Origin of the sequence: Vaginisenegalia massiliensis (assembly GCF_900604935.1) — a bacterium.
GTDB lineage: Bacteria > Bacillota > Bacilli > Lactobacillales > Aerococcaceae > Vaginisenegalia > Vaginisenegalia massiliensis.
Genome location: NZ_UWPC01000006.1, coordinates 87506 through 101142, shown reverse-complemented (window position 1 = coordinate 101142; position 13637 = coordinate 87506). Strand labels below are relative to the sequence as shown.

Sequence of the window (13637 nt, the reverse complement as noted above, 5' to 3'; positions counted from 1 at the left end):
TAAGTCTAAAGAAAAATCCACTTTATTCGGACTTAGCCACTCGTCTTTTTCCTTTATTCTTTTGGTCACGTACTCGTTTCTTGGTCTTCAATTTAGTCTTATTATCAAGTGTTTTTTTGCTTTTAACGGCTACTTTCTTCTTAACTTTAATGGGAGTCCGATTAGCATCTTGGCTGACTTGCTCTTCCCTTAAAAGAAGAAACTGTTCTTCCGTCACTAATTGTCCCAAGTAAATATAACGTTGTTCCAGTTTCATTGGTAAATCACGCAGACAATTTCGTAAATCGCGCCATTCTTGTTCGTTCACTAATGAAAGGACATAACCTTGACTTCCCATCCGCCCAGTCCGCCCTGACCGATGTTGATAGGTGTGAGGATCATCGACACGATTGAAATGGATCACATACGGAATAGCTGGAATATCCAGACCCCTAGCCGCCACATCCGTCGTTAGCAAATATTGAGCCTGGCCTTGACTAAACACGCGCATGGCTTGCTCACGCTCTTGTTTCGATAATTGACTATGGAGCATAGCTACTTTTACACCCTGATAGGTCAATTTGGCTGCAACTTCTTCTAATTGATGAATTTGCTCAAAAAAGACAATTGCTTGAAAATCAGCTAATTGAGTTAATTGCTTCAGTTTGGTCACTTTTTGTCTATCTTGGCCCATGATGTAATAATGACTCAAATTTAATTGGTTATCTTCAACCGATATACTGGCTACCGTGAGTTTTTCTTCCTCGGCCAGTCGGGCTAGGCTTGGTCCTAAAGTTGCCGAAACCCAAACACAACGCGTATCGCGCATTACCCGTTTACGTAAGTCCTGAATCATGGGTAAATATTCTTGTTCAAGCAAATAGTCTGCTTCATCAAATATTAAGGCCTTAACTTCATGTAGCTTTATCTTGCGTGTGTAGGTCATAAACTCATGCAAGCGACCAGGCGTTGCTACAATTAACTCAGGTTTAGCTTTTAATGCCTCAGCTTGACGGTTAATATTTGCCCCACCTAATAAAACAAGGCTATGAATGCCCACTAGCTGACCCCATTCACTCGCTACAGCTCCCACTTGTTTAGCTAATTCTTGAGATGGTACCAGAATAAGCGCCTGTAATTGATGATTAGCTTGAATTTGATTCAAAAGAGGCAAGAGATAAGCCAAAGTCTTACCTGTTCCAGTTGGAGAAATCGCCACAAAAGAAGACGATTGATTAAATTTTTCAGCACATATAACTTGGATTGGTGTCGCTTGTGCAAAACCTTTACTTTGCCAATGGTCTTGCAAAGCGTCTTTTAAATTCTTTATCATTATTTTTCCCCATCTTTCAGCACTGAAAATTCGATCTGAGCTGACTTTCTTAATTGGGCCATCACTTGGGCCACTTGCAGACTTAGTTGTTTCCAATCTTCATAGCGTAGTTGGTTTTCAAGCTTTTTAGGCTCAGTCATAATTTGAGCAAAATCGGTGAGTTGATCAAGCATGGGATGTTCCGGTTTATAATCGATGACATTGGCATATTGGCCTTGCGTATTAATTAAAGCGACCTTGGCAATTCGAGTAATCCCCTCAATCACGATGGTTTCTTTGCCAAAATAAATTTCATTGGCTAATTGCGAATGAACCGCTTTAGACATAAAGATGGACACTTGAAAATCCGAATAACTTAAGATTACATTTCCATGCAGATCAATTTGCTTTTGACCTGTTAATGCGTGATAACGGACCGTCTCTGGCAAGCCAAATAAATCAACCGCTACATAAATCGGATAAACACCCATATCCATCAATGTTCCGGTAGCGAAGTCACTATTAAACATATTCGGTAATTCAGTTCCAGTCTCAAGAGCCTTTAAATATGCGTCATATTTTGATGAATAACGGCCTAAATTAAAGTTAGCTCCTAAGAAAGGACTCTTTAATTCTTCTTGCTTATGGCGCACAAGTTGCTTAAGGCGTTTATAGTTACGACTATGGATGTGCTTAGCCGCTTCAAAAATCATGACTTGATTTTTTTCTGCTGTTTCATGCGCTTGCTTCCACTGTTCAACGCTAGCAAAACAAGGTTTTTCGACAATGACATGCTTACCGACTTTTAAAGCCCGAATGGCTTGTTCAAAGTGAATACTATTGGGACTGGCAATATAAATCACATCAATTTCGGGATCATATAATAGATTATTTAATTGATCACAGTAGAAATCAGCGCCATACTTCTCTGCTAAAGCTTTGGCTTTGCTGGCTTGACGAGAATAAATACCACGAATATGGTAAAGTTCCGTCAATTGTGCCCCTTCGATAAATTCTTCTGTAATCCACGAAGTTCCAATCGTGCCTACATTGATCATTTTCTACCTCCTAATCAGGTTTAATTTCAATTGTTTTCCATTTACCACGTTGATATCGGATGGTAATCATCATTGAACGGACGACTTGATCACAAAATACAGCTAACCAAGCGCCCCATAACCCCCATCCTAAATAATAAACAAAAAGATAACTCAAAGCGACTCGCACCGCAATAACGGAAAAACCAGTAGAAATCATTGGGAAAATGGTATCACCTGCTCCCCGTAAAGCCCCGGCCTCTGTCAATTGAGGCAATTGAAACGGAGCCGTAATCGCCATCAAGGAAAGAGGAATTGATACAGCCCGAATGACGGCCGGATCGGAATTATACCAATAGCCTATTTCATGCCGAAGCAAATAGAAGAAAGCTCCCATCATTAAACCAATCAATAAAGCAAAAAAGCTTGAACGACGGCCAAATTTATCCGCCATATCTGCTTTTCCTGCACCAAGAGACTGTCCCACTAAAGCAGACGCAGCAATACCTAAGGCCATGCCTGGTGTAAATGAAAAAGATAATATATTTAAAGCAATTTGATGGGCGGCCATGATAACTGTTCCCATACTTGCCACTATTTGTGTGTATAAAAGCAAGCCCGTCCGCAAAATCATCTGTTCGCCGGCTGAAGGCAAGCCAATAGCTAAGATTTGCTTAGCTAAACTCAGTCTAAATTTAAAGGGTTTAAACCAATTGACTTGAATGACTGATTTACCTGAGGCTACATACCAAAACATTAAGCCACAAGCAATAATATTGGCCACTAGTGTCGCGATTCCTGCCCCTACAATCCCTAATTCTGGGAAGAAAAAACGCCCCCGAATAAGACAAAAGCCAATAATGATATTCAAACCATTAGCTAATAAATTAAAACGCATAGGAGCCTTTGTTTCTCCTACCCCACGAATGGCGGCCGAAACCATTGAAGTCAGAGATATAAAAAACAATCCCACCATAACTAGTCGATAATATATCATACTGGCTTGAATGGCATCATTTTGGGCGCCAAGAAAGCGCATAATAGGTAATTGAAAGCTTAAGACAAAAACAATTAAAGGAACGACTAAGACCAAGCCCATCAAAACAACATGTTTAAGGATGGGATCCAAGCGATCCAGTTCTTGAGCTCCAAAGGCTCGAGCCAACAACGTCGTTCCCCCAACCCCGACAGACTGCACAAAAGCCAAAATAAAGAAAAAGGGAATATTTATCATCCCGATGGCCGCTACATAGGCTGCTGAGGGGAAAGAACCGCCTTCATACTTACCGACCATAATCAAATTGATCATGCCAAATAACGATGCAAAGGTTACTTCAACTAATATTGGCCAAGCAATATGCATGACCTGTCTGCTAATGGGATCTTTAATCAATGACACCTGTTTTAATTTAAAAGGCATCCTATCACCCTTTCTCATTAATACCCGTCCCGATAACTTTCCTAGCAGTAAAGACAAATGATCCCTGTCTACTTGAAGCACACAGGGACCTTTTTAAGTGTCTATTTCAAAATCTATTTTGAAGCTTAAATTTCAAGGTCAGCCTCACTAATATTGTTTAAATATTGTCGAATTGAATCAATGATATTACCTAAGGTTCCTTCTTCAAATGGCGAAGCTAAGTTAGCGGCTTTGACAATGGATAAGAAGGTTTGTGTTCCACCAATTTGACAGATTTTCAAGTAATCTTGCCATGCTTGAGGATCTTGATCTACGTGAGCACGTTTCCAGAATTGGAAAGCACATACCTGAGCCAGCGTATAGTCAATGTAATAGAATGGTGTAGCAAAAATGTGAGCTTGTTTAAACCAGAAGCCCCCATTTTCTAAGAATTCATTGCCATCATAATCCTTCCACGGATTATATTGTTTTTCTAACTTGCGCCATGTTGCCCGTCTTTGTTCTGGGGTCATTTCTGGATGTTCATAGACTTCGTGTTGGAAATGGTCTACTAAAACACCATAAGGTAAGAATTTCACACCGCCTGACAAATGACTGTATTTGTATTTTGGTGTTTGTTCCTTAAAGAAGAGTTCCATCCATGGCCATGCAAAGAATTCCATACTCATTGAATGAATTTCACAAGACTCATAAGTTGGCCAAACACATTCTGGTGCAGGTACCCAACGCGATTGGTAGACTTGGAAAGCATGTCCCGCTTCATGGGTCAAGACATCAATATCTGCTGATGTTCCATTAAAGTTAGAGAAAATAAATGGTGCCTTAAAATCTGGTAGATAAGTACAGTACCCGCCTGTCTTTTTACCTGGTTTGGTCACTAAATCTAACAAACTGCCTTCAACCATGAAGTCAATAAATTCAGCTGTTTCAGGTGACAACTCGTGATACATTTTCACACCATTCTCGACAATAACCTCCGGTACATCTTTAGGAATCGCATTACCATTTTCATATTCTAAAGCTAAATCATAATATTTTAATTCATCAAGACCTAAACGGTTGGCCTGACGTTGGAAAATTTCTTGCGCTAATGGAACCACATGTTTTAAGACTTCACGGCGATATACTTCGACATCGTCTCGGTTATAGTCCATCCGATACATGCGAGCATAGCCCATTTCAATGAAGTTTTTGAAACCAAGTTTAGTAGCTAATTCATGACGAACTTTGACCAACTTATCATACACACTATCAAACTCAGCTAAATGCTCTTGATAGAAGTCAAATAACATTTGATTGACTTCTTGACGTTGTTGACGATCCACTGACTCGGCTTCGGCCATCATGCCATAGAGATTTAAAGTTTTGCCCTTATATTCATAGACTGCAGAAGCTGCCAAATTTTCATACTCACTGACTAAACGATTTTCTTCTTGCATTAGAGGAATTAAAGCAGCGTCAAATAGTTTTAAATCTAATTCAGCCATGGCAAAGAATGGTTGAGGTAACAAATCACCTAATTGATCTTTGAACGGATTAGCTAATACGGCTTTTTTGTATTCAGTGACCCATTCTTGAATAATAGGGGAATGTTGGTCCCAAAAAGCTTTTTCTTGATTATAGAAGTCATCTTTAGTATCAAGTGATTGTCGTACAGATGCGAGCGTCATTTGTGTTTCCATCAGATTTTGCATAGATTGAATGGCACGAATAGCTTGCTTAGTTTGATCAAGATCACTAGCTGATTTGATTTCTTCTACTTTTGCTAAGAAGTCCACTTTAATCGCACTTAAATCAGGACGTTCATATGGATATTCATTAAATTTCATTGGGTTTCCTCCTTGTTATCTCTGGTCTTATAAGTATAGCATAATTTACAGCAAAAGAACGCTAGATGTCATGGAATTCCCCTGTTTTTCAAAATAAGGTATAATGAATCTAATGACAGTTAAGGGGGGAATTTTAGTTGGAAACACGAACTATTATCGGCCTAGTTGAAACGTTAAAGTTGATTAAAGCACAAGACCCAGCCCTAGTTCACCTCAAGGTCCTCACTTCTAATCAAGAAACAATCCATGCATTAGTAGCTAAACAGGCCTATGACTTCATCTTAAAAGTCCAAGTCGGTGACGAACTTAGCTTGTTTGGTCACTATAATCAGCGTAAGCAGTTCATTATCGACAAATACTTGATTCGCCATCAGGCTCCACAAGTCAATTCACTGCCCCCTCACCTATCGTATCCAAGTAAACGTCCCGAATAAAGGAGGTTATCATGACCGACCAATCCCCTAAACGGCTGACCCGTTCTCGCCAAAAAGTCCTGGATAAAATTGAAATCCGCCAAAAAATTGAAAATAAACTCCGTCTTTTACCCGATCTACCTGGCTGTTATTTAATGAAAAATGCTCAAGATGAAATTATCTATGTCGGAAAAGCTAAAAACCTTAAAAACCGGGTTCGTTCCTATTTTCGCGGGGCCCATGATACTAAGACGACCAAGTTAGTGTCGGAAATTGATCACTTTGAAACCATTGTGACCAATAGCAACAAAGAAGCCCTGATTCTCGAAATTAATCTGATTCAGAAGTATAAGCCACCCTATAATATTAAACTTAAAGAAGGGACCATGTATCCCTACCTAAAGATTACCAAGGAACGTCATCCTCAATTGATTATTACTAATCAGGTTCTTAAAGATGGTGGCCATTATTTTGGTCCCTTCCCTAATGTCTATGCCGCCACTAATACCCAGCAATTGCTTCACCGGGTTTATCCCTTAAGACGGTGTCCCAAGAATGAAAAGCGAGCTTGCTTTTACTATCATTTGGGCCAATGTATCGGTCCTTGCGACCACGAGGTCTCACGGCAAGAATACGACCAACAAATCGAACGGATCAAACGATTCTTTAATGGCGATGTGGCTCCAATCAAACAAGCCTTAAAAGATAAAATGTCCCAAGCAGCCGAAAAACTAGATTTCGAACAAGCGGCAGATTACCGCAATCAGATTCACTACATTGAGACGACAATTGAACGACAAAACGTCATGAGCCAAGATTATGATCATATGGACGTCTTTGGCTATACCCATAATAAGGGCTGGCTTTCCATTCAAGTTTTTATGCTCCGCCAAGGCTCCATTTTAAAACGTGAAGCTGCTATTTATCCTTGTTATGGCATTGCCTCTGAAGAAGTGACCACTTTCATTGCCCGCTTTTATCAAGAGCAAAGTCATATCAAACCCCGGGCTATCATTGTCCCCCAAGACATCGATGCTGAACTCTTGACTGAAGTCTTAGCCGTCAAAATTATCAGTCCTCAGAAAGGCAAGAAAAAAAGTATTCTCGAACTCTGTCGCAAAAACAGTCAAATTGCCCTCGATGAGAAGTTTCGTTTAATTGAAATGAAACAATTAAAAACCCTAGGGGCTGTCGAAGAATTAGCTCAACTGCTCAACCTGCCCCGTGCCAACTATATTGAAGCCTTTGACCACTCAAATATTTTGGGAACTCATGCTGTGTCAGGTATGGTCGTCTATCGAGATGGTAAACCTGAACGGAAAAATTACCGAAAATTCAAAATCAAGAGCGTTGAAGGAGCTCATGAATTTGCACATACGCAAGAAATTATTCGCCGTCGCTACACACGCCTTCTGCGTGAAGAAAAACCTCTACCTGATTTAATCCTGATGGATGGGGGGAAAATTCAAATTCGCGCCGCTCGCGATGTTCTCGAAAATGAATTAGGCCTTTCAATTCCAGTGGCCGGCATGGTCAAAGACCAACATCACAAAACAGCCGCTTTGATGGATGGCTATCAAGAAAACCTAGTTGAAATGGATCACCGAAGTCAAGCCTTTCACTTCCTACAACGAATTCAAGAAGAAGTCCATCGTTATGCCATCTCTTACCACCGTCAAGTAAGAAGCAAATCTCAGTTTGCCTCTATCCTCGATGAAATTGAAGGGGTCGGTCCCAAAACGCGGACCAAATTACTAAAAGAATTAAAATCCCTTCAAGCAATAAAATCTGCTTCTTTAACAGACTTACAAAAACTAGGCATTCCTCAAAAAGTGGCCCAACGAATTCTTGATCAATTAAATAATCAAACAAACCAGTAAATTTACACACTAAATTAAAAAATTCCGAATTGTCAGGCAGGCAAGCAAATTGAATGTTGCTTGTAACCTGGATTCGGAATTTTTTATATTATTTCAGCTAAAACAGATTCGTACTATTTTACTAGTAAGCTGAGGCTTGGCAAGCAAGTAAAGCTTGATAAATAGGAAATAAATCGATCACAGTTTGTTTAAGCCATGCTTGAAAGGCTTTATTTTCAAGTAATGCAACTTGATCTTTGGCAATCATTCGACCTAACATGAATTCCGCTTTCTTTACATCACGTAAGCGAGTCAACGCCTGATTCAAAATATCTTCTTGACAAGCATAATATGCCGCTTGAGTATGGTCGGGAATAATCACATAATTGGAAGTGATTGAATCAAATAATCCAGATTGATCCAGTAAAAGCTGGGCCATAGCTCCTTCATGCATCGGTTGATCAATCAGAGCAAGGCCAAAAAAGAGATAATCTTTGTTAATTAATAAATGAAAATGTGGAAATTTCTTATAGCCCCGCTTATTGCCACCAATAGCCACCCAAGTACTTTCAGGAGGATAAACCGTACGTCGTAAGTGTTGGGCGATGTGAACCGGTAGCTCTAGTGTCGATTCGGATTGTTCTTTCATTACTTGAGCTAGAAAAGCACCAAAAAAGGCAAATTTTGGTTGAATATGAGTCCGTATTTGGGTCATCCGTTGGCCTAAATCACCCTGCTCAAATAGTGCAAAATCAGACTTTTCAAATTGCATGATTCTTTCCTCCCTTAGTCACAAATAAATTATACTACTTCACAAAAGCATTATTGAGTCCGATTAGCTACTCGCCCCAAAATGCCAAAACGAGTAAATCTCCAACGAAAAATCCACCAAGCCTAATGCCTTAACGAAACTTGGTTTAGACATTAGCTGGTGGATTACATCTTTTAAAAATAAGTCAATTCGACGAAAATAAGACTAAAATTTACTAGACTCATTTCTCAATGATTAATGGTGAACTAAAACTGGAGTACCATAATCTGCAGTAGCATAAATAGTCGCTACGGCATCGATTGGTGTATTAATACAGCCAAGTGACCCTGACCATTGCCATGTATTCCCACCATAAGATGATTGCCATGATGAATCATGAATACCTTCAGCATTATCATTAAAACGCATCCAATAAGCCACTGGCACCGAGTATTTTTTCTTATAAAACGGGTTATAGCCTTTTAATTCCGTATTTTGTAATTTTTCAATAATGGCAAAAGCACCTGGAGTTGATGGAGAAGCAGGTTGTCCCGAAACGATCGGTGTTTCTACAACGATTTTCTTATCAACATAATACCACATCATTTGATTAGTCAAATCCACTTCAATATATGTTGAACCGATATCATCTTTGGCATTAGGAATGCCTCCCCGAGAAGCAATAGCAGGATCCCGTTTTACCGGTTTATTAGCAAATAGATCGCGAATGATATTTTGCGTTTCTTTTTCGGTGTCAATACTCCACCCTAAAATTCCTGGTTGTACTTCAACTTTGCCTTGCATGGCACTGTCAATGGTACGAACCTTGTTAATTGTTGAATACTTTTCATTTAACTGATTAAGATAGGTCGTAATTCCTTCAGGACTAAAGGCCATTTGCCCATTGGTATCAAAATGAATCCAATCCATAATAACTTCCTTAGGGATTTTAACTTCATCACCGGCAATTGTTAATGTGATTTTGCTTTCAGCGACATCGTGGATTTGTTTCATTGTATCAGTGACCACTTTGGACGTCGACTTAACTGCAGGATCTTGATAGCCTGAGGTTAAATCAAGTTCATCTGCTTGGTTACCCACCCCGTCCATAGCAGCCAAAGCTAATTTTTTAAAGTCAACCTTGGTTCCGATTTTCTCAGCTTTTACAAAGTAGCCCTTTGCCTTATCGTACTCAATTGTTGCATTGGTGCCATCTTTACGTTTTTCATTATCAATTCCTAGTTTTGTAAAGACAGACTCTAATTTAGCCGAATCTACTGTGACTGTATTGGCAAATTGTGGATCAATCTTAGTAGGTCTAAAGAAATAAGTAAACCATAAATTAGGATTTTGTTTTTCAAAGGCCATCTTTAATACTTGTTGCATATCATATTGCGCTTGTAAATCTTGAATTTTTACTTGTCCTAAATTTTGATTATTTTCCATCACTTCAATGCTTTGATCATTGAACTTTTGAACAAAGGCCTCCTGTGCTTGGTCTAACGTTTTACCTGAAATACTCACGCTAGCTAGACTTGTACTTGGCATAAAGCGATTCGCAAAATAGGCCACTCCCACCACATAAACAATAACTAATGTTAACACAACGCCAATGATTGACCATAAACTCTTTTTCAATTTTTTCCCACCCAATCATCCATCTTCTTATGGTATTAATTACCAATATATTCAAATTATTAAGCAAAAATTACCAACAAACTAAATACAAAGCCATTAGTTTGTCATATTTCAAGACTCATTATAGCGAAAAAGCAAATAAATATGAAGATAAATTTACCTATTTTCATATTTATTTGCTTATAAAAATGTTTATGACAATTTCTTTAAGGTTTCAAGCAATAATTGATTGACAACTTGAGGATTAGCTTGCCCTTTAGTTGCTTTCATGATCTGACCAACAAAGAAGCCAACGGCACGGTCTTTTCCGTTTTTATAATCTTCTAATGATTGTTGGTTATTCGCTACAATTTCTTCAATAATCGGTAATAACTTAGCTGGATCACTCAATTGAGCCATTCCATGTTTCTCTACTACCGTTTGAGCGTCGCCGCCTTCAGTCGCCAAGATTTTAAATAAACGTTTAGCAATCTTGGATGAAATAGTGCCATCTTCAATCAGACCAATCATTTGAGCTAAATTAGTTGGCGTTAAAGCCATTTCAGCAAGTGTCACTTTTTCACTATTCATATGAGCAGATACTTCTCCCATAAGCCAGTTAGAGGCTTGTTTTGGATCTGCTCCGGCTTCAACAGTCGCTTGGAAGAAATCCGACATTTCCTTAGATAAAGTCAAGACCATTGCGTCATATTCAGGTAAACCAAATTTTTCTACATAGCGTTTGCGTCGGCTATCTGGCATTTCTGGGATCGAAGCTTGAACACGGTCAATCCATTCCTGATCGATAGTCATTGGAGGTAGGTCTGGTTCAGGGAAATAACGATAGTCTGCAGACCCTTCCTTAACCCGCATTAAGATAGTTTTACCAGTCGCTTCATCATAGCGTCGTGTCTCTTGTTGAATGATACCGCCCGACAATAATACTTGGGCTTGACGTTTTTCTTCAAAAGCTAAGCCTTTCTTGACAAAGTTAAAGGAGTTTAAGTTCTTTAACTCCGTTTTCGTTCCGAAGGCTTTTTGGCCATAAGGTCGAATCGAAATATTGGCATCACAACGCATGGAACCTTCTTCCATCTTAACGTCTGAAACTTCAGTGTACATAATTTTTTGTCGTAAGGCTTCCAAATAAGCATACGCTTCTTCGGGTGACCGCATATCCGCTTCAGAAACAATTTCAATTAATGGTGTTCCTTGACGGTTTAAATCGACATAGGAGTAGCCGTCTGTTCCATGCGTATTCTTACCGGCATCTTCTTCTAAGTGCAAACGTTCAATCCGAATACGCTTAGTTTGACCGTTTACTTCAATATCAATATAGCCATTCGAGCCAATAGGCTGATCAAATTGTGAAATTTGATAGGCCTTAGGATTATCTGGATAGAAATAGTTCTTACGATCAAATTTCATCCGGCGTGCAATATCACAATTTAAAGCTAGTGCCGCTCGCATACCAAACTCGATGGCCCCTTGATTGACCACAGGTAAAACTCCTGGGTAACCCCAGTCAATTTCATTAATATTGGTATTTGGTTCAGCTCCGAAGTGAGCAGGTGAAGGGCTAAACATTTTGGATTCAGTTTTCAGTTCAACATGGACTTCCAGTCCAATAACGGTTTCAAAATTCATTTAAGAACCTCCTAGTACTGTGGGACTTGGCTAGCAAAGTCATGGTTCGTTTCAAAAGCATGAGCTGCTTGATAGATGGTCGCTTCGTCAAGCGGACGACCCAATAATTGGAGCCCGATTGGTAAGCCATTGTGGTCGAAACCAGCTGGAATTGATAGAGCCGGCAAGCCCGTTAAGTTCGCATTCACAGTCAATAAGTCAGCCACATACATTTCAACTGGATCATTCACTTTACCGCCGATTTCAAAAGCTGTTGAAGTCGTAGTTGGCCCCATAATCAAATCGTATTCAGCCAACACTTGATTAAACTCTTGTTTAATTAATGTCCGAACTTGTGCAGCTTTATTAAAGTAAGCATCGTAATAACCTGAACTTAACGAGAAGGTTCCTAGCATAATCCGACGTTTAACTTCATCACCAAATCCCTCAGAGCGTGACATCACATAGACATCTTCTAAAGTCTTAGCTGCTTGTGAACGATACCCGTAACGTACGCCATCAAAACGCTGGAGGTTTGAGGATGCTTCTGAGGAAGCAATGATGTAGTAGACATTAATACCGTATTTTGAATGCGGTAAAGATACCTCATCGACGATAGCCCCTTGGCTACGATAAAATTCCGCAGCTTGTTCCATGGCCTGACGAATATCTGGATGAATAGCTTCATCCTTATACTCACGCGGAAAAGCAATCTTTAAACCAGCAAGAGATTGACCAAGCTTAGATGAATAATTCAAATCAAAATCTTTCAAAGAGGTAGAATCATGATCATCATGACCAGCAATAACCTCCAGAACTTTAGCATTATCTTCAACTGTTAAGGTCATAGGACCCACTTGATCTAAACTCGACCCAAAGGCAATGACACCGTAACGTGAGACACTTCCATAGGTCGGTTTCATCCCTACAATTCCCGTAAAAGCAGCTGGCTGACGAATAGAGCCACCCGTATCTGTTCCTAAACTTGCTGGAACTTGACGACCAGAAACTGTAGCAGATGAACCACCAGAAGATCCCCCAGGCACACAGTTTAAATTCCAAGGATTGTGGGTAACTTGAAAGGCTGAGCGTTCGCAAGAAGCTCCCATGGCAAATTCATCCAAGTTTGCTTTAGCAATAATAATAGCCCCAGCTTCTTTTAGCTTTGTTACAACTGTCGCATCATATGATGGATTAAAGTTAGCTAAAATCTTACTCGCTGCTGTAGTGGTTAATCCTTTGGTCAAGATATTATCTTTAACAACCATAGGAACTCCATTCAACTTAGGCGCGTCGGGTCCATAACCAATTTGGTCCGCTTGTTTAGCAGCCTCTAGCGCTTGCTCTTGATTGCTTGCTAAAAGAGCTTGAAGTTTTGGTTCGCTAACTTGTAGACCTTGATAGATAGATTGAACCAATTCAACGGCTGTAAAGCTACCTTGGGCTAGTCCAGCTTGAATTTCTTTAATGGTAGTTGGATATTCAGTCATTAGGCTTCCTCACTTTCTAAAATGGCTGGAACTTTGATGAAGCCATCTTGCATAGTTTGAGCATTGGCAAGCATGGCTTGTCGATCAGCCGTCAATTGTGCTTGGTCTTGACGGTAGACATTCATCAAGTCATTTCCATGATACGTTGGCTCAATCCCTTGTGTGTCCACTTCAGTCAAATGTTCTACCAATGAAATAATTTGGTTGAATTCACTTGTGAATTTTTCTAATTCTGAATCTTGAAACTGTAATTTTGCTAATTTAGCAACATGCTTGATATCATTTTGATTAATCATACGAGACT

Annotated in this window: 11 protein-coding genes; 2 read left to right on the top strand and 9 right to left on the bottom strand. The window is 39.6% G+C overall.

Annotated elements, in window-relative coordinates; genetic code table 11:
* Positions 1–22: 22 nt before the first annotated feature.
* From EIH20_RS05515 to EIH20_RS05500, 4 genes are all read right to left on the bottom strand, one after another.
* On the bottom strand, positions 23–1312 hold the full coding sequence (locus EIH20_RS05515) for a DEAD/DEAH box helicase (RefSeq protein WP_124058563.1): 1290 nt from the start codon (positions 1310–1312) through the stop codon (positions 23–25).
* Positions 1312–2349, bottom strand: a complete 1038-nt coding sequence (locus tag EIH20_RS05510) for a Gfo/Idh/MocA family protein (RefSeq protein WP_124058561.1) — start codon at positions 2347–2349, stop codon at positions 1312–1314. Before EIH20_RS05510 ends, EIH20_RS05515 begins: the two co-directional genes overlap by 1 nt.
* A 10-nt stretch (positions 2350–2359) precedes the next feature.
* A complete protein-coding gene (locus EIH20_RS05505; protein ID WP_164470881.1) occupies positions 2360–3727 on the bottom strand; it encodes an MATE family efflux transporter in 1368 nt (455 codons plus the stop codon).
* A 146-nt stretch (positions 3728–3873) separates the two neighbouring features.
* Complete coding sequence (locus EIH20_RS05500; RefSeq protein WP_124058557.1) at positions 3874–5577, bottom strand: M3 family oligoendopeptidase; 1704 nt, start codon at positions 5575–5577, stop codon at positions 3874–3876.
* Between the two features lie 137 nt (positions 5578–5714).
* Between EIH20_RS05500 and EIH20_RS05495 the strand changes: the two genes are divergently transcribed.
* Together EIH20_RS05495 and uvrC are read left to right on the top strand one after the other, a co-directional pair.
* Positions 5715–6011 (top strand): hypothetical protein, encoded by a 297-nt coding sequence (locus EIH20_RS05495; protein WP_124058555.1) that lies wholly within the window; start codon positions 5715–5717, stop codon positions 6009–6011.
* 11 nt (positions 6012–6022) lie between these two features.
* Positions 6023–7870, top strand: coding sequence for an excinuclease ABC subunit UvrC (gene uvrC / locus EIH20_RS05490; RefSeq protein WP_124058553.1), 1848 nt, complete (start codon positions 6023–6025; stop codon positions 7868–7870).
* A 121-nt stretch (positions 7871–7991) separates the two neighbouring features.
* Here the strand turns inward: uvrC and EIH20_RS05485 are convergent, their stop codons facing one another.
* The 5 genes from EIH20_RS05485 to gatC form a co-directional block, all read right to left on the bottom strand.
* Entirely contained in the window at positions 7992–8621 is a 630-nt protein-coding gene (locus EIH20_RS05485; RefSeq protein ID WP_124058551.1) for a DUF1054 family protein, read from the bottom strand.
* A gap of 234 nt (positions 8622–8855) precedes the next feature.
* On the bottom strand, positions 8856–10238 hold the full coding sequence (locus tag EIH20_RS05480; protein WP_124058548.1) for a L,D-transpeptidase family protein: 1383 nt from the start codon (positions 10236–10238) through the stop codon (positions 8856–8858).
* A gap of 192 nt (positions 10239–10430) precedes the next feature.
* Positions 10431–11864, bottom strand: a complete 1434-nt coding sequence (gatB, locus tag EIH20_RS05475; RefSeq protein WP_124058546.1) for an Asp-tRNA(Asn)/Glu-tRNA(Gln) amidotransferase subunit GatB — start codon at positions 11862–11864, stop codon at positions 10431–10433.
* Between the two features lie 11 nt (positions 11865–11875).
* Positions 11876–13333 carry an Asp-tRNA(Asn)/Glu-tRNA(Gln) amidotransferase subunit GatA gene (gene gatA, locus EIH20_RS05470; RefSeq protein WP_124058544.1) on the bottom strand — a complete coding sequence of 486 codons (1458 nt, stop codon included), beginning with the start codon at positions 13331–13333 and terminating at the stop codon, positions 11876–11878.
* Entirely contained in the window at positions 13333–13629 is a 297-nt protein-coding gene (gene gatC, locus EIH20_RS05465) for an Asp-tRNA(Asn)/Glu-tRNA(Gln) amidotransferase subunit GatC (protein ID WP_124058542.1), read from the bottom strand. Before gatC ends, gatA begins: the two co-directional genes overlap by 1 nt.
* Positions 13630–13637 lie beyond the last annotated feature (8 nt).

Excerpts from the sequence above, each read along its gene's own strand:
- EIH20_RS05515 (WP_124058563.1), bottom strand. The coding sequence starts at position 1,312 with ATGATAAAGAATTTAAAAGACGCTTTGCAAGACCATTGGCAAAGTAAA.
- EIH20_RS05510 (WP_124058561.1), bottom strand. The coding sequence starts at position 2,349 with ATGATCAATGTAGGCACGATTGGAACTTCGTGGATTACAGAAGAATTT.
- EIH20_RS05500 (WP_124058557.1), bottom strand. The coding sequence starts at position 5,577 with ATGAAATTTAATGAATATCCATATGAACGTCCTGATTTAAGTGCGATT.
- uvrC (WP_124058553.1), top strand. The coding sequence starts at position 6,023 with ATGACCGACCAATCCCCTAAACGGCTGACCCGTTCTCGCCAAAAAGTC.
- EIH20_RS05485 (WP_124058551.1), bottom strand. The coding sequence starts at position 8,621 with ATGCAATTTGAAAAGTCTGATTTTGCACTATTTGAGCAGGGTGATTTA.
- gatB (WP_124058546.1), bottom strand. The coding sequence starts at position 11,864 with ATGAATTTTGAAACCGTTATTGGACTGGAAGTCCATGTTGAACTGAAA.
- gatA (WP_124058544.1), bottom strand. The coding sequence starts at position 13,333 with ATGACTGAATATCCAACTACCATTAAAGAAATTCAAGCTGGACTAGCC.
- gatC (WP_124058542.1), bottom strand. The coding sequence starts at position 13,629 with ATGATTAATCAAAATGATATCAAGCATGTTGCTAAATTAGCAAAATTA.